Origin of the sequence: Oceanobacillus picturae (genome assembly GCF_000612865.1) — a bacterium.
GTDB classification, from domain to species: Bacteria; Bacillota; Bacilli; order Bacillales; family Amphibacillaceae; genus Oceanobacillus_B; species Oceanobacillus_B jordanicus.
Genome location: NZ_CCAX010000004.1, coordinates 78351 through 95388, shown reverse-complemented (window position 1 = coordinate 95388; position 17038 = coordinate 78351). Strand labels below are relative to the sequence as shown.

General features: G+C 39.9%; 19 protein-coding genes. 14 read left to right on the top strand and 5 right to left on the bottom strand.

Annotated elements, in window-relative coordinates; translation table 11 throughout:
* Positions 1 to 184 precede the first annotated feature (184 nt).
* The 8 genes from BN988_RS17280 (at position 185) to BN988_RS17245 (ending at position 6844) form a co-directional block, all read left to right on the top strand.
* Positions 185 to 1063, top strand: coding sequence for a M23 family metallopeptidase (locus tag BN988_RS17280; protein ID WP_036578453.1), 879 nt, complete (start codon positions 185 to 187; stop codon positions 1061 to 1063).
* A gap of 240 nt (positions 1064 to 1303) precedes the next feature.
* Positions 1304 to 2317, top strand: coding sequence for an AimR family lysis-lysogeny pheromone receptor (locus tag BN988_RS17275; RefSeq protein ID WP_051558096.1), 1014 nt, complete (start codon positions 1304 to 1306; stop codon positions 2315 to 2317).
* A 133-nt stretch (positions 2318 to 2450) separates the two neighbouring features.
* Positions 2451 to 2633, top strand: a complete 183-nt coding sequence (locus BN988_RS17270) for a hypothetical protein (RefSeq protein ID WP_036578452.1) — start codon at positions 2451 to 2453, stop codon at positions 2631 to 2633.
* A 487-nt stretch (positions 2634 to 3120) separates the two neighbouring features.
* Positions 3121 to 3405 carry a sporulation transcriptional regulator SpoIIID gene (gene spoIIID, locus BN988_RS17265; protein ID WP_036578451.1) on the top strand — a complete coding sequence of 95 codons (285 nt, stop codon included), beginning with the start codon at positions 3121 to 3123 and terminating at the stop codon, positions 3403 to 3405.
* 270 nt (positions 3406 to 3675) lie between these two features.
* Positions 3676 to 4677 (top strand): rod shape-determining protein, encoded by a 1002-nt coding sequence (gene mreB, locus BN988_RS17260; RefSeq protein ID WP_036578450.1) that lies wholly within the window; start codon positions 3676 to 3678, stop codon positions 4675 to 4677.
* An 87-nt stretch (positions 4678 to 4764) separates the two neighbouring features.
* The gene (locus BN988_RS17255; RefSeq protein ID WP_036578448.1) at positions 4765 to 5568 is read left to right on the top strand and encodes a flagellar hook-basal body protein; all 804 of its coding nucleotides are present in this window, start codon (positions 4765 to 4767) and stop codon (positions 5566 to 5568) included.
* Positions 5569 to 5587: 19 nt separating this feature from the next.
* Positions 5588 to 6418 (top strand): flagellar hook-basal body protein, encoded by an 831-nt coding sequence (locus BN988_RS17250; RefSeq protein WP_036578446.1) that lies wholly within the window; start codon positions 5588 to 5590, stop codon positions 6416 to 6418.
* Positions 6419 to 6505: 87 nt separating this feature from the next.
* Entirely contained in the window at positions 6506 to 6844 is a 339-nt protein-coding gene (locus tag BN988_RS17245; protein WP_036578444.1) for a DNA-directed RNA polymerase subunit beta, read from the top strand.
* A gap of 78 nt (positions 6845 to 6922) precedes the next feature.
* On the opposite strand, the gene BN988_RS19015 is transcribed toward BN988_RS17245, so the two are convergent.
* Positions 6923 to 7072 (bottom strand): lmo0937 family membrane protein, encoded by a 150-nt coding sequence (locus BN988_RS19015; protein WP_106898006.1) that lies wholly within the window; start codon positions 7070 to 7072, stop codon positions 6923 to 6925.
* Positions 7073 to 7206: 134 nt separating this feature from the next.
* On the opposite strand from BN988_RS19015, the gene fabZ reads away from it, so the two are divergent.
* Positions 7207 to 7626, top strand: coding sequence for a 3-hydroxyacyl-ACP dehydratase FabZ (fabZ, locus tag BN988_RS17240; RefSeq protein WP_036578443.1), 420 nt, complete (start codon positions 7207 to 7209; stop codon positions 7624 to 7626).
* 151 nt (positions 7627 to 7777) lie between these two features.
* Positions 7778 to 8083, top strand: a complete 306-nt coding sequence (locus BN988_RS17235; protein WP_036578441.1) for a hypothetical protein — start codon at positions 7778 to 7780, stop codon at positions 8081 to 8083.
* 188 nt (positions 8084 to 8271) lie between these two features.
* Here the strand turns inward: BN988_RS17235 and BN988_RS17230 are convergent, their stop codons facing one another.
* Together BN988_RS17230 and BN988_RS19010 are read right to left on the bottom strand one after the other, a co-directional pair.
* Positions 8272 to 8460 (bottom strand): YjfB family protein, encoded by a 189-nt coding sequence (locus BN988_RS17230; RefSeq protein WP_036578440.1) that lies wholly within the window; start codon positions 8458 to 8460, stop codon positions 8272 to 8274.
* A gap of 72 nt (positions 8461 to 8532) precedes the next feature.
* The gene (locus BN988_RS19010) at positions 8533 to 8691 is read right to left on the bottom strand and encodes a hypothetical protein (protein WP_155988331.1); all 159 of its coding nucleotides are present in this window, start codon (positions 8689 to 8691) and stop codon (positions 8533 to 8535) included.
* Positions 8692 to 8906: 215 nt separating this feature from the next.
* Between BN988_RS19010 and BN988_RS17225 the strand changes: the two genes are divergently transcribed.
* The 4 genes from BN988_RS17225 to BN988_RS17210 all read left to right on the top strand — a co-directional run bounded on the left by BN988_RS17225 (position 8907) and on the right by BN988_RS17210 (position 14519).
* Positions 8907 to 9398, top strand: coding sequence for a competence protein ComK (locus tag BN988_RS17225; protein ID WP_036578439.1), 492 nt, complete (start codon positions 8907 to 8909; stop codon positions 9396 to 9398).
* Between the two features lie 273 nt (positions 9399 to 9671).
* Complete coding sequence (locus BN988_RS17220; protein ID WP_036578437.1) at positions 9672 to 10553, top strand: TetR/AcrR family transcriptional regulator; 882 nt, start codon at positions 9672 to 9674, stop codon at positions 10551 to 10553.
* A 30-nt stretch (positions 10554 to 10583) separates the two neighbouring features.
* Positions 10584 to 11441, top strand: a complete 858-nt coding sequence (locus BN988_RS17215) for an efflux RND transporter periplasmic adaptor subunit (protein ID WP_036578435.1) — start codon at positions 10584 to 10586, stop codon at positions 11439 to 11441.
* A gap of 3 nt (positions 11442 to 11444) precedes the next feature.
* On the top strand, positions 11445 to 14519 hold the full coding sequence (locus BN988_RS17210; protein ID WP_036578434.1) for an efflux RND transporter permease subunit: 3075 nt from the start codon (positions 11445 to 11447) through the stop codon (positions 14517 to 14519).
* Positions 14520 to 14861: 342 nt separating this feature from the next.
* Here BN988_RS17210 and zwf read toward each other — a convergent pair whose 3' ends face one another.
* On the bottom strand, positions 14862 to 16349 hold the full coding sequence (zwf, locus tag BN988_RS17200) for a glucose-6-phosphate dehydrogenase (RefSeq protein WP_231495271.1): 1488 nt from the start codon (positions 16347 to 16349) through the stop codon (positions 14862 to 14864).
* 218 nt (positions 16350 to 16567) lie between these two features.
* Positions 16568 to 17026, bottom strand: a complete 459-nt coding sequence (locus BN988_RS17195; protein ID WP_202606593.1) for a threonine/serine exporter family protein — start codon at positions 17024 to 17026, stop codon at positions 16568 to 16570.
* Between the last annotated feature and the right edge of the window lie 12 nt (positions 17027 to 17038).

The following is a 17038-nucleotide window of genomic DNA, read 5'->3' as shown; positions in this document are numbered from 1 at the left end:
ATATCTCCTATGTTTACCTCTATTCAACGACAACTTTGCTCCCAAAACTCTTTAACATTAGAATGAATGAACCTCTTACTATCCCCGTCTTTTTAAATAAAATGCATTAATTCATAAAAAAATTTATCTCTTCATGTATAGATATCCCGTTTTCTGATCAGAATGGTTGTTGAGGTGATGATCAATGAATGAAGAAAACAAAGCTTCAAAAAACAAATGGAGCCGTATTTTCAAGAAAAAATGGTTTTTTCCAGCAGTCTATTTAACAATTGCTGCCGTGCTTCTTTCAGTTGTTGTATGGTATCAGAATACGGAAAACCAGGTCCCTGATGCACAGGAAGACCAGGAAAACTATGTTCCGACACCAAATGATGAGGAAGCAGAACCTGTTTTAGAACAGCAAGAGATTATTCAAATGCCATTAGCGGATCAGGGACAAGCAGAAATCGTAACTAAATTCTATGACTACAACGCAGAACAAGAGGATCAGGAAAATGCCTTGGTTCTTTACAACAATCGTTACTATCAAAGCACAGGTGTAGATATTGCAACAGCTGAAGGTGAAGCTTTCGAAGTTGTCGCTGCACTGACTGGAACGATTGATGAAGTAAAAGAAGACCCACTTTTAGGAAATGTAGTTGTGATTTCACATGAGAACGATGTTAAAACTTATTATGCTAGTCTTGAAGAGGTAAGTGTAAAGGCAGGCGCAGAAGTTAAACAAGGTGAAAAGCTAGGAACTGCAGGGAAGAACTTGTTTGGACAAGCTAGTGGAACACATGTCTATTTTGAACTTAGAAAAGAAGATAAGCATGTAAACCCAGAGGATTTCTTTAATCAGCCCGTAAGTAGCCTAGAGAGCGCTACAGAAGAAGCGGTAGATAGCACAGAGTCTGATGAAACAACAGAACCATCTGAAGATAAGGCAGTCGAAGATGAAGCTTCCGAAGAAAATGCAGATGAAAAAGATAAGACAGAAGAAGACGCTCCTGCTGATGAAGAGGAAGATGACGCATCTAACGAAGAAACAAATGATGAAACCGACTCATCTGAGAGTGCTTAATTAATTTAAGAAAAGATCCTGAGACTTCTAATAGAGTCCAGGATCTTTTTTGGTTTCCTAAATATACTATTACGAGAATGCTATGCGATCTTTGCGAATTTTGTCGAACGATCGTCGATTTACAGGGAGTGAAATGTGTTATTATAAACATTAATAGAATATCTTGTTGATAATTAGCGAAAATAGTGATCTTCTTCTAAGTAAAACGGTAAAAGGATAGTAGAAAGGAGATTCCCTACTATGGTTAAGCCTTCAATATTTATCTCGGATAAAGAGAAAGATAACCTATCACTAAGAGAGCTTATGGAAATACTTTACCATGAACACCCTGAAGATACCGTAATAGAGTTAACCAGAAAATGGTGCTTACAATCAAATTCGGATGACATTCTCAAGAAGGGAATGGAGTTTCTTTATATGAATGGTTTTTATAAAGACTTACAAGTCCTGATTGAGAAAAATAGCCAATGCTCAACTTCCACAAATCGAATGTGGGCAGCAGTTTATCAAAACATTCTTGATCGAAGGCTTAAAAAGTATACTCCCCATGAATCACTCCAAAGAATCAAGCATATCGAAACGAAAGATCCTGAATTAAAGTGCCTGGTAGAATTTTTTAAAGTAACAACATATTACGAGTTAAATCAATTCAGTAGATTAGGAAATTTCCTCGCTATACAACCTGAATTATTCGCGGTTGTGGAGGATAAGCTATTGCTTTCTTATTTCAAAATACGACTTAATCAAATTCTGCTTACTTATCATCTTACAAGAAACGAACTCATTATGGCCCGTAAATATGCCTTCAGGGTTTTGAACCAAACAGAAAATCCAAGAACGATGGCGAGCATGCATATAAAACTGGGTTTATCCTATACCTTTGATACGTACTTCCAGGGGATGTACCACCTTAGTGAAGCGGTAAAGATTGCCAAACAGCACAAGTTGGATAAAGTAGTAAAGCTTGTGAAAGAGCGTAATATTCCCTTCCTTTCCGCCCATTTTAATCAGGTCGAGAATATATCATCGCCAGACCCCAGTGAACAGGCGCATATCGAAATTGCGAAAGGAAACAATCAAAGGGCAATCGAGCTTTTAGATGACCTACCTTTAGACAGTCCCTTCCAGTTATATTACCTTGGCAAAGCCAAACAAGATAAAAACCTACTTCTTCAATCCTATAACTTTTTTATTGAAAAACGGAGTGACTACTTCTTTAGTAGACTACCACTTTCGTTGCTAAAGCAATTGTAAGCCTGAGGGGAGAATTACCCCCTCATTCATCATTCTTTCATCCCTCACTTCAGTCATCTCAAGTAATTATCTATTTGTTTAAAAAGGTTCAGCTTTTTCTTTTACTGCTAAAATCCCTTAAGGAGGCAATAAAATGAAAAAATTTAAGTCTTTTCTATTAATGGCAGTTTTAACGGTTATGGTTTCCTTGGTTTCTGGTACTCTATCTACGCACGCCTCGTTAATGCTCGATCCCGGTCTCGGGGATATGGACATATATAATCCAGGTTTTGGTGAAATGATTGCACGTGACCCTGGGTTAGGGGATATGGATTAACAACGGTTAAAGTAGATAAAAAGAGAGAGATTCACGTAGGAAGATCAACAGTATTATGCTTAAATTGATAAAAGAAAAGCTGAACCTTATTTTATATATATAGTTTATCCCTTTTGGTTTTTACCCCTTTATATACCACAACGCATAAATTTCAAAAAATACTGCTCGTCCTCTTTTACAAAGATGTAATTTTAATCATAAACCCATCAATTGAATAATAAAATGTTACAAACCAAGCATTCAGTAATGTCTCTGAGGTGAGAGCTTGTGTGGCTTAACGTTACTTATCCAAATGATCCCCGATTTGTAGAAATAAATTACAGAATATTAAGTTAATATTGGGTAAAAGGTGTAACGGCCCTTTCGCTTCAATATACATAATGATGAAATAACAACAGAATACAAGTACTCCAATGTGAGCCACTTAAGATGAACACCTTGTCTCAATAGACACCTCGGAACTAACCAACATAGGGAGGCGAACGGTGTGCACGACTACATCAAAGAAAGAACGATCAGGATAGGAAATTACGTATTGGAAACGAAAAAGACAGTCCGCGTGATAGCAAAAGAATTTGGTGTTTCTAAAAGCACTGTCCATAAAGATTTGACAGAGCGTTTGCCACAAATTAATCCTGATCTTGCATTAAAGGTGAAGGAAATTCTAGAATATCACAAGGCGATTAGACACTTGCGAGGAGGAGAAGCTACTAGGAAAAAGTACAAGATTGAACCACAGGTAAAAGAGACGGAACCAAAGCCGGTAGGATAGGGATCAATTCTTTCGCTTTTGGTTATATCAAGTTGGAGGAGAAAATAAGCCTAAGCAGGTTTTGTTTTCTCCCTATTTACGTGAACAAAAGGTTGGTAAATTTGGTCTACGAATAGCTCCATAAGACAAATACGCTTCTCCACAAAAATCCCATAAATCCCCCAATTTTTTCTAATAAAATGCAGTTAATTGTTGAACTTTGTGGTAAAATATAATATTAGTAGGAATATGTAAAAAATGAAGTAATTTAAAGTAGGAGGATCTTGATTCATGTTTTCTAGGGATATTGGAATTGACCTTGGAACTGCCAATGTTTTAATTCATGTAAAAGGAAAAGGTATCGTATTAGATGAACCATCAGTTGTTGCGATGGACCGCTATACTGGAAAAGTACTCGAAGTTGGCGAGGAAGCAAGGCGCATGGTTGGACGTACACCAGGAAACATTGAAGCCATCCGTCCATTAAAAGATGGAGTAATCGCAGACTTTGATGTAACAGAAGCAATGTTAAAGCATTTCATAAATAAAATTAGTGTTAAAGGATTCCTTTCAAAGCCAAGGATGCTAATTTGCTGCCCTACCAATATTACGAAGGTGGAACAAAAGGCAATTAAAGAAGCAGCAGAAAAATCCGGTGGAAAAAAGGTTTACCTAGAAGAAGAGCCAAAAGTAGCAGCGATCGGAGCTGGAATGGATATATTCCAACCAAGCGGTAATATGGTTGTTGATATTGGTGGTGGTACAACAGATGTAGCTGTTTTATCAATGGGAGATATTGTTACCTCTGAATCCATTAAAATGGCTGGGGATAAATTTGATATCGAAATTCTTCAATACATAAAGAAGCATTATAAGCTTCTCATTGGAGAGCGCACAGCTGAAGATATTAAAATAAATGTTGCGACCGTCTTCAAAGATTCCCGAAATGAAGAAATGGAAATTCGTGGACGTGATATGGTATCTGGTTTGCCAAGAACCATTACTGTCTATTCAGCTGAAATCGAAGAGGCATTACGCGAATCTGTCTTTCTTATTGTACAAGCCGCAAAATCTGTTTTAGAGAAAACGCCTCCAGAGCTATCTGCTGATATTATTGACAGAGGTGTGATTTTAACTGGCGGTGGTGCAATGATTCATGGTATTGATCAGCTGCTTGCTGAAGAATTGAAAGTACCAGTTCTAGTAGCAGATGAGCCGATGCATTGTGTGGCAAAAGGAACAGGCATCATGCTGGAAAATATTGATAAGCTTGAACGCAGAAAAGTTGTTTAAGTAATTAAATACAATGTAGAATGAACCGATAAATAAGTATACCCATTATCAAAAATGATGAAACATAAAAATAAGGAGGAGAGCAGTTTGTTAAGAGGATTTTATACTGCAGCGAGCGGGATGATTGCCCAGCAGCGTACACAGGAAGCTCTATCGAATAATATTGCAAATGCGAACACACCTGGATATAAAGCTGATCAGACTTCTCTCAAGGCATTTCCAGAGATGCTGATGCAACAAATGGGCGGCAAAACCATCCCCACCTCCAATTCTTTTAATCTTCCTGTTCAAAACCCAATCGGTCCATTGAACACTGGAGTATATGTACAGGAAGCAGCGCCTAACTTCATACAAGGGGACGTACGTGAAACAGGAGTGTCGACAGACTTGGCCCTTGTAAACGGCACCTTACCTGACGAAGCGGGTGCTCTTCTGTTTTCCGTGCAAAATGCAGAGGGCGATGTTCGCTATACAAGAAATGGTAACTTCACGGTGGATGGACAAGGCTTCCTTGTGACAAATCAGGGGTATTACGTTCTTGACCAGGCAGGGAACACAATTCAGACAAATGGTATGGAATTTACCGTGACAGAAGATGGCCTTGTTCAGACAGAAGCTGGAGAAAGTGTACTTGGGATTTCCTATACAGACGATGCCAATGGTTTAGCGAAAGAGGGAAATGGCCTATACAACGGTGATGCAGATGCTGTGCCAGCTGATGCTACCTATTCCATTCAACAAGGCTTTCTTGAGCAGTCAAACGTTGATTCTCTACAGTCAATGACACGGATGATGGAATCCTACCGACTGTTCGAAACGAACCAGCGTGTGTTGCGGGCCTATGATGAAAGCATGGGGAAAGCAGTTAGTGAGATAGGAAGGCTAACATAGGTCGGATAAGGAGGAACATATGTCTAGAACAATGATCCAAGCAGCAGTTACAATGAATCAGTTACAAAGTAAACTTGATTTAATAGGAAATAATATGGCAAATAGCCAGACAACTGGATATAAAAGCCGACAAGCTGAATTTTCATCCCTATTATTCCAGCAAATTGACAATATGACTGACCCCGCCGGAGCTGAAGGGCGTCTTACTCCAGATGGCATTCGTGTGGGCTCAGGGGCGAAGCTTGGCTCCATTAATTTGGATTTTACTACGGGTAGTATAAATGAAACAGGTAGAGAGCTTGATGTTGCTTTGTTACAAGGTAATCATTTTTATCAGGTGCAAGTGACAGAGAATGGGACACCGGAAACCCGTTATACCCGTGACGGGTCTTTTTACTTAAACCCGGTAAATAATAATCAAGCGGTTATGCTTACAGATAGTGAAGGTAATCCAGTACTTGGCGAGAATGGAAGTATTGTCATTCCAGAAGGATTTGATTCTATCTCGATTGATGAATCTGGGCAAATAACTGTTAGGCGTGGAAATCAGGTGGAGAATGCTGGTTCTATCGATGTCGTAGAGATTGTACGACCCCGTTTACTTGAAGCAGCAGGAGAAAATGGGTTTAGGCTCCCTAATTTGGCTGATCTGGGTTTTGCTATGAATGAAGTAGTACAAGATCCTACCACCCAAAATCTAGTGAAAAGCGGAGCATTAGAAAATTCCAACGTGGATATCTCTAAACAAATGACTGATCTAATCTCGACACAGCGATCTTACCAGTTTAATTCACGAACGATTTCGATGGGGGATCAAATGTCTGGATTGATTAACCAACTTAGATCATAACACTATCTAAGGAATGCTCTCCTATGGTAAAATGCTAGGAAAGCACATGCGAGTCGTGTATATCAGGAAGTAAGGGAGAAACAAACCATGTCAACCGAACGAGAGGCGAAACAAGGTATGGAGCAGCAAACCCGAAAAGCATTTAAAAAGGGTGCGAAAAAAGAGACAACAGTGGAAGCAAACGAGTCCAAACAATCAAGAAAGAAGCAAAAAGCTGAGAAAAGTGGCGCTAAAACTAAAAAAAGAGCAAGATTGCGCATTTTCCCAATTTGGTTGCGTATCATTGTCGTCCTGCTTTTTGCTATGATCGCTCTTGTTGCTGGTCTGATGGTAGGCTATGGCGTAATAGGAGATGGTACGCCTTTAGACGCCTTGAAAACTGAAACATGGCGACACATTATAGATATTGTTACCAAAACGGAATAAAGCATCTCATCCTACCCGGGATGAAATGCTTTTTTAGTTATTTATTAAATTTTAAACGGCTCTCTAAGCTTTTGACAGTTACTTGGTTATTTTTTTCCCTGTTACGAGACGGTAAATTAAAACAACCAGGGCAATTACAAGTAGGATATGCACTAAGCCGCCTGCGACATCAAACGCAAAGCCGATAGCCCATAAAATAAGTAGAATAATTAAAATGGTCCAAAGCATGAGGTTGTCCTCCTTTCAGGTGTTGTTGCTTATTATTTATTGGTTTACTTTGATTAATACCTTATTTTGAACGGTTTTAAACTTTTCTTTGCTATACTATATACATAACCCCATTAAAAGATAGGAGAATTAACATGGAAATTGAACAAATAAAAGAGACGATTCCCCACCGTTATCCATTTTTATTAGTGGATAAAGTGTTAGAAATGGAAGAGGGAAAACATGTTAAAGCATTAAAGAACGTAAGTATCAACGAACCATTCTTTCAAGGTCATTTTCCAGAATATGCTGTTATGCCAGGAGTGTTGATTATTGAAGCACTTGCACAAGCTGGCGCAATGGCGATGCTTGGCATGGAAGAAAATAAAGGGAAGATCGGCTTTCTTGCTGGTGTAGATAAATGCCGATTCAAACGTCAAGTAAGACCTGGTGACCAGCTTGAATTAGATGTGGAAATTACCCGTTTAAAAGGACCAATTGGCAAAGGGAAAGGAATTGCAAAGGTTGCTGGCGAAGTCGCCTGCGAAGCAGAAATTACGTTTGCAATAAAATAAAAACCAACATTGGTATTAGGTTGCTCCAAATTAAGAATGTCACTAAATAAATTTCTAAATTAGAATGGAAAAAACCCAAAAGTAAATGTATCACTTCTTTTAAAATGGTTATGCTAAACGCGATAGCATACATTTTAAAGGAGGAAATGAAATGAATAAGAAGTTTTTATTAAAGCTAGGTGCTCCGTTATTAGCCATTTCTTTGGTTGCAGCATGTGGAACAGATGATGGAAATGATCCTGCTGATGAAGAGGCTCCAATGAACCAGGAAGATGATAATAACAATGAGAATCCAGTTGAAGAAGATAACGGTAATACAAATGATCAAGATGGTATGAATGGTGACGGCTCCGGTATGGAGGGAGATCCAGGAACAGACCAGGAAGATCAGGGTATGGATACAGAAGACGAGAATAAAACTGACGAAGAGGAAAACATGGGAGCAGGAAGCCAATAACCTTCTTTCGTCCAATTACATCTAGAATCTATAAGCAGAACACTTTGCTGATTGCCGTGGCGGTACAAAACCATAGGTTGGTCATAAAAAGGTGGTTCTGCTTTTCTTTTGTTACAGAACGAAAAAAGCGTGACTATACTCGCTGAGCGAGAGCCACGCTTTTCTGATGGAACACCCGTCTAATTACCTTACCCTTTTAGGTCAATTTGTTTACCGAGAGAAGGGTGTGGAGCAACAGGGCTTTCTTGTTGGAGCATTTTCATTAGACCTTGCCCTTGCTGTTCCATCATTTTCATTGAGTTATCCATTACGGCAATACCAGCATTGGAGCGAACGTGCTGATTAGCCATTGCCATAGAGAGTGCTGCAATATCCACGTAAATCCCCCCAAATTAAGTTAACTCTATTATATCATACATAATATGGAGAAGTTTACCTGTATTAAGAACTTAAGCATCTTTATCCTTTTTCTTCTTGTCCTCTTCTTTTTCTTCATTGCCTTGAGCTGATTCCATATCTTCAGATTGTAACTGAGAGTCTTGTTCACTATCCTTATGATTATTTGTAATGTCGTCCGTTTTTTCTCTGCGTTCTTGTTTGTCTGCCATGATTAGTCCTCCTTACAAATATTAAACTCATTATTTGTTTTTCCCGTTTTTCTTATACAAAAACATTCTACCGTGAAAAAGAAGGAAGTGGCCCATACTTCTGCATAATTACTTATTAATATGAAAATAATTAAATTTCAGAAAAAATAAATACCAAATCATGTTAATCCATAGTAAAATAGACACATACATACTTTGAGGGGAAGGGGTAAGAGATGGGAGGAACAATAACATCCGTATACATTATTACACCAAAAACGAAAGCAATTATTAGCCATGAATCGTCCTATTACAAATCTTTAATCTATGAAACGGGTAGAGAACGACATTCTATTCATAATCCAACGCAAATTATCGACAATAATTGTCTGATATTCGGTGCTAGCCATGAGGGAATTAAGAAGTCAGTGAAAGATATCCTTAGAGCATCGAGTAAGCTACCGATTCCTGTTATTCCACAGGAAGGTGTGTATATGATACCTACTGCTTCTTCCAAAAACAAAGACTGTGTGTGGATTTCTTACCATCAAATTGCTTCTTATGAACAACAAGGGGATAAGACTTATATTTCCTTTTTAGATGGGACCGGCATCTATGCTTCCACGACAGAAAGCTCCTTTGATATGCAGTATAAAAGAACAAGCCAGCTTATTGTACATTTAAATCGTAGCGTCATTTTCGGAAGAGCGGCCTTTCCATCCACTTAATGAGAGATGATAGCTAGTAAAACAAAGCGAAGGACCTATGTCTAAAACAGGCAAGCCCTCACAAAAGTGTAAAAGAAGTATAGTATTTCATCACACAAGTGTCATGATTCCATGACACTTATTTGTTTGTCACAAAATAGACACATCATAAAACTTGTGTAAAGAGGCTTTCAACTAGTAAGCTTATAAGGAACATAAAATGACTGACCAGTTAGTCAGTAAAATAACTGAAACTAATTATATATGTAATCGTACAAAGGAACAGGTGTTTAAATGAATGAAAAAAAGATGAAGCTGATAGAGACCGGAATGAGACTGTTTGCTCAGAAAGGATACCATAATACGTCTATTCAGGAAATAGCCAGCGAATCAGGTATATCGAAAGGCGCCTTCTACATTCACTTTAAATCCAAAGAGGATTTTATCTCCACATCATTTGAATACTTTCATCATAACTTATCTCTTAAAATGAATGAGGTTAAGGCCGAGAATAATGATCCAAGAGAAAGTCTTGCCAATCAAATAACGGTTTTATTTGATTTCTTATATAAGTCTAAGGACAGTATTATGATGTTAATTCGAGAGAACATCTCGATAGGTGAAGATACAGATAAACTGATGGAACACTTTAAAGTAGAGAATTTCAATTGGCTGAAAGAAAATATTACGGCCATCTATGGTGGAATAGCACAGCCCTTCTTAATTGATTTAGTTATCCAATTAGGTGGTTTGTTAGATGGCTATTTTAAGTGGATTGTGCTTGATCATGTATCGATTGAAATGGAGGAGGCAGGCGCCTTCATTGTCAGACGGCTTGATGATCTGATGGAAGGAATGTTACAACGACAGGAAACGGCTTTAGTTACGGTTAGACAGCTCCCTGAAAAATATAGTCAAGATGATAATGAAGAGAACATGCCATCTGTTGAAGAAATATTTGCCGCGCTTAGAGGGAAACTTTCTGATCTTTCAGTATCAGAAGAGGAAATAGGACGTTTAGGTGAAGCAATTAAAGCACTTGAAAAAGAATTTCAGAAAAAGGACCCGCAAGCAGTTGTTATCCAAGGGTTGCTTGCACATTTTAATTATCACCCTACTATAAAAAAAGAAAGTTATATGCTAAGCAAAATTGCAGGCATTAAGCTTTTACAATAAATTGTGAAGGAATGGAGAGGAGCTACATACATGAAAAGATGGATGATAGGTATTACGGCAGTTTTCCTAATTGGAATTTTAGCTGCTTGTAATCAGGATGAAGATACGAATCAAGAAGTGGAAAAAAGGGTTATTCCTGTAGAAACACAGGAAGCTAAGAATGACAATCTTGTTATAGAGAGATCTTTATATGGCAGGGCAGCGGCTAGTTCAACATCTCAGATTATGTTGCAAGCTGCAGGCGAGTTAGATTCCTTAGAAGTTGAAAATGGAGAGATGGTGGAAGAGGATGATTTGATCGCTACAATATCCACACCAGCAGGTAACCAAAATATAAGAGCATCCCGAGATGGTGAAGTGACACAACTTCGCGCAGCAGAGGGAGATATGGTAAGTGCGGAAGAACCATTTGCGGTTATTGCCGACCTAGATGAATTAAAACTTAATTTCACAGTGACTTCAGATGTTGTTGGCCTATTGAAAACAGGAGACACATATCAAGTCGAGGCAGCTGATAAGGAATACGAGGCAGAAATCAGTTCTGTGGATTCAATGCCTGGTGAAAATGGGTTGTACCCAGTACAGGCAACGCTTAGTAATGAGGAAAAGGATTTACTTCCTGGCGTGATTGCCTCCATGAAGATCCCAGAAGAGACAATTAGTGATGCGATTATTGTTCCTACAGAGGCTGTAAACCAAGAGAATGAAGAGTCCTTTGTTTTTCTTGTGAAAGACAATAAGGCCGAGCGGGTAGTCGTAACGGTACTAGAAACGCAATCTGAGAACACGGCAATTGAAGGTGATGTTTCAGAAGGTGACCAAATTATAGTAAGCGGCCATTTAGGGCTTACTGATGGTGATCAAGTGAGCGTCACGGGAGGGGAGTAAGTTTTGAAAATAGTAAATACATCCGTTAAGCGCCCGGTTGGCGTTATCATGATTGTTCTGGCAATCATTGCACTAGGAGTAGTTTCCTTACGAAGCCTAACGATCGATCTATTTCCCAAAATAGATTTACCAGTGGCTGTTGTTGCTACGTCCTATCAAGATGCTGCGCCAGAAGAAGTAGAGAATTTGGTCAGTCGGCCGATTGAATCAGCGGTTAGTACAGTAGAAGGTATCGAAACCGTACAATCACAATCCCAAGCTGGTTCGTCCTTGGTTGTGATGATGTTCAGTAATGGAACAGACCTCGATCAGGCATTGTTAGACGTCAGGGAAAGTATCGACCAGGTTAGCGGAGCATTGCCTGGACAATCAGGTGACCCTAGAATCATGCGTTTTAATCCTGATCAACTACCTGTCATGTGGGTTGGACTAACAGGGAAGGACACCGCCTCTTTAACAGAAGTTGCGGATGAGCAAGTAGTCCCTCTTTTGGAAAGACAAGACGGGGTAGGTTCTGTAACGGTTGAAGGTAGCAAAGAAAGAGAAATTCAACTTATTTTAGACCAGGAAAGTTTGCAACAATACGGTGTAACAGCCCAAACGATTGCCCAGACACTTGGGAGCACGAATCAAAATGCTTCTGTCGGAACGGTGGAACAAGGAAATAAAGATCTACAGCTTCGAATGACCGGACAATTTGAATCGATAGAAGATATTGAAAAAACGATTATCCAAACAGAAACCGGTACCACAGTACATGTAGAAGACCTTGCTAAAGTGGAAGACTCATTTAAAGAGGAGTCGAGTACAACACTTGTAAATGGAAAGCCTTCTGTGGTGTTATCCATTCTTAAAAAAACCGATAGTAATACCGTAGATGTTGCTACAACGGTGGAAGATAGTTTACAAGAGATAAAGGAGAATTTGCCAGCAGATGTTGGGTTGGACGTAATCATTGATACATCAGAATTTATTCAGATGTCGATTGATTCAGTTGTGCAAAACATTATCATTGGTGGTCTCATATCCATCTTTATCTTGTTGCTATTCTTAAAGAGTGTCCGAGCGACATTGGTTATTGGATTATCAATTCCAATCGCTATTATTGCGACATTTACACTGATGTACTTTACAGGAGAAACACTAAACATCCTTACATTAGGTGGCCTGGCGTTAGGTCTTGGTATGATGGTGGATAGTTCCATCGTTATTCTAGAGCACATATACTCTTATCGTAAGCGAGGGTACAGTCTCGTCGAATCGGCAACAAAGGGTGCATCTGAACTGGCACCAGCAGTTATTGCTTCTACGACAACAACATTGGTTGTATTCTTGCCAATCATTTATGTAGAAGGGATTGCTTCAGATCTATTTACGCCATTGGCTTTAGCGGTATCGTTCTCGTTAATTGCCTCACTCATTGTGGCGGTTACGCTAGTACCGATGCTTTCATCTAAATTGCTCTCAAAAGCAATGGAGGATAACGGAAGAAGGTATTGGTTTGACCGATTCTTAGGCTGGATAAACGACAAGTATCGCAGTGTATTGAAATGGGTGCTTGGTCATAGAAAAACATCCATTATCGCATCCATACTAGCGATCATAGCAAGTTTAGGCCTTATCCCATTCATTGGGGCAGAATTTATTCCATCGGCAGACCAAGGCCAAGTGGAAGTTCGAGTCGAGACAGAATTAGGGAGTACGCTTGAACATACCGAAAGTATTGTAGATCAAGTGAGTGAAAAACTTACAGATTTCGAAAGTGATATTGAAACCAATTATGTCAGCATAGGCGGAGGAAACGGCATTGGGGGCGGTGGAGGTAATACAGCCACTTATACGATGCAGTTAACACCATCAGGTGAACGTGAGGAAACTACCGCGGATATCGTGCAAGATATGGATAAAGCCTTGCAAGACATTGCCGGAGCAGAAATAACTGTAAGCTCTATGGATTCAGGAATGGGATCCGGGGACCCGATTCAAATTCAGTTAAACGGCCCAGAGCATGAGGTCTTAACAGAGCTTTCAGATCAAGTTGTAAGCAAAATTTCTGATATAGAAGGTGTGTATAATCCAGAAAGTGGGGCGGATGAGGGCATTCCACAAATGAACATTGTGGTAGACAAAGAAAAAGCAGCAATGTATGGATTAACACAGGATCAAGTCTCTGGACAAATCCAGTTACAATTTACTGGCCAAGTAGCCACACAGTATCGTGAAGCAGGCCAGGAAATGGATGTTACCATGATCTACCCTGAGGGAGAACGCTCAAGTATTAATGATTTACGAGATACTAAAATTCAAACGCCAAGTGGTGCTGTTATTCCACTTGAAGAGGTAGCGGACCTTGAAAGCATGCAGGGACCAGCAGCATTAACTAGGGAAAATCAACAACCGCAGCTGAATATAACCAGTGACATTTCGGGTCGTGATCTCGGGAGCGTAGTCTCCGATGTTGAAGCGGCATTGGAAGAGATGAACTTACCTGATGGTTACAATTATTCCATTGGCGGGCAAGCCCAAGATATGGCAGAGTCATTCAGCGATTTAGCATTAGCCCTGGTATTTTCTATCTTTCTCGTGTACGCGGTAATGGCAATTCAGTTTGAAAACTTCCTGTTCCCACTAATCATTATGTTTGCAATGCCTACGACAGTTGTCGGGGTGCTACTAGGATTATTTGTGGCAGGTATCCCATTAAGTATCCCAGCATTTATAGGGATTATTATGCTCGCCGGTATTGTGGTAAATAACTCCATTGTACTGGTTGACTATATTAATATTTTGCGACGAAACGGTAAAGATCGTTACGAAGCAATCTTAGAAGCAGGACCAAGCAGACTGCGCCCAATCTTGATGACAACATTAACAACTATCCTAGCAATGGTTCCACTTGCCCTCGCATTAGGGGAGGGAGCGGAAACACAACAACCGCTAGCTGTAACCATCATCTTCGGACTTGGTGTTTCAAGTATCTTTACACTACTACTCATCCCAGTGGTGTACACCCTGTTTGATGATTTAACATTAAAAATAACAAAAAGAAGAAAAAAGAAAAAAGGCTTAATTGAATAGGATAGGAGCTCTTCGCCTGATGGCGAAGGGCTCTTTTTTTTGGTGGTTAGAAGGGGGAGAGAGCATCTGCCGTGCGAGGGGGGACTTCGGCTGAGAGGGAAGAGGAACATCGGCTGAGAGGAAGGGAGTATCGGCCGTGGGAGGTGGGACATCGCCCGAGAGGAAGGGAGTATCGGCCGAGGGAAGAGGAACATCGACTGAAAGGAAGGGAGTATCGCCCGTGAAAGTGAGAACATCGCCCACGAGAGAAAGCATCGCCCACCAAGTCACCAACTTCATCAATCAGCACAAAAAAACAGCAGTCCCGCCTGACACGGAACTGCTGATTATTGACTTCACTTGCTATTCATTCTTCGCTACATCCCACCAGTGGAAGCCGTCTTTTTCTAACAGTTGGTTTGCTGCATCAGGCCCCATAGATCCGGAAGTATAGTTAGGGAAGTCTGCTTTCACCTCTTGCCATCTGTTTAGGACAGTGTCGATGAAGGCCCAAGAATGGGCAACTTCATCCCAATGTGTGAAGTTGGTTGTATCCCCAATCATGCAATCAAATAAGAGTTTTTCATAAGCCTCTGGGGTATTGATTCCACTAACGCCATTATTCGTGTAAGAGAGTTGGATTGGCTCTGCCATAGATCCCATACCAGATTTTTTAGCATTCAGGTATAATGTGATGCCCTCGTTTGGCTGAATATTAATGACAAGCAAATTAGGATGCTTTTCCGCCTCTTCCTTATAGTAAAGGTTCATCGGAATATCCTTAAACTCTACCACGATTTTTGTGCATTTTTCCGCCATTCGTTTCCCTGTACGAATATAGAAAGGGACACCAGCCCAGCGGTAGTTATCAATCATTACCTTGCCGGCAACGAATGTCTCTGTATTGGAATCATGAAGCTCATCCGCTTCTTCACGATATCCAACTAATTCTTTTCCTTTCATCGTACCTTTGCCATATTGTCCTCGTACGAAGTACTCGTCCACTTCCTCTGGCTCAAGTTGACGTAATGCGCGTAATGCTTTTACTTTTTCAGAACGTATTTCATCAGTGGTCAATTTAATTGGCGGTTCCATTGCAAGCAATGCTACCATTTGCAGCATATGGTTTTGGACCATATCTCTTGCGGCACCTGAATGATCATAATAGCGTGCGCGTTCTTCTACACCCAGCTCCTCGCTAGATGTAATTTGCACATTGGAAATGGATCGATTGTTCCACAAGTGTTCGAAAATACCATTTGCAAATCGGATTACTTCAATGTTTTGTACCATTTCCTTACCTAGATAATGATCAATACGATAGATTTGATCTTCATTGAATGCTACTCGAATTTCCTTGTTCAATTCTTTTGCTGATTTAAGATCATGACCGAACGGTTTTTCAATGACAAGACGTGTCCAGCCATCGCTGTTTTTTAAGCCATACTCCTCAAGACGATGGGCGATAGATCCGAAGTATTCCGGAGCCATGGCCAAATAAAAGATTCTGTTACCATCTGTTTTATATGTAGACTCCAAGTCGGTAATTAAACCATTAAGTTCCGTATAGGATTCAGCTTGTGTTACATCAAATGGATGGTAGTAAAAATGGGAAGTGAACTCTTCTGCATCCTCTTCCATAGAGAGTGCGTTTTGCAGAGATTCCCTGACATTTGTGCGAAATACATCATTGGTCCATGGTCTTCTTGCCAAGCCAACGACTGCGAAATCGTCGCCAATTTTACCACTCTTATATAATTTATAAATAGAAGGGAAGAGCTTTCGTTTCGCTAAATCCCCTGTTGCTCCGAAGATAACAATAACTGCTTTAGGTGTGTGTAGGTTAGTCAAAAAAAGCCTCTCCATTTCATTTGAGATAATACATAATTCTATAAGGAAAAAAATGATAAATCAACTAATCAATCCGATGCGATACACTAGGACGAAAAATTAGAGCGGAATGAAAGGTGTAGTATACCGCCTAGATAGGAACATTTTAATACAGTCATTTTGCTCTTTTGATTAGCTTTTACATAAGCTTAAAACCTATACAGCAAAAGTGAACGGTCTTATGGTTTTAACCAATCCCATGATTTACGAAAAAGTTGATTGACTACTTCTGAGAACATTAGACCAATGGCAATGCTACCAGCAAGCAGCATCACTTTCGCGGATAACTGAACCGCATGAAAGTAATCATTTTCTACAAAGTTACGCATCGCATCATAAGCAATGCCTCCTGGCACAAGTGGAATAATTCCAGAAACATTAAAAATAATAATGGGGGTGCGGTACAGCTTAGCACAAACATGGCTTAGCACTGCTACAAGCATCGCCGCAAAAACGGTAGCGGGTACCACATCAATGCCTTCTGCTACTAAAATATAATATAAAAGCCAACCGAACATGCCGACGAGCCCACATTGGATAAGGGCTTTTCGCGGGGCGTTAAATAAAATGCCGAAGCCAGCGGCGGCTATGAAACTAGTAATACATTGTGCGAATATCATAAAAAACACCTCATTCAAGTCAATCTCCTG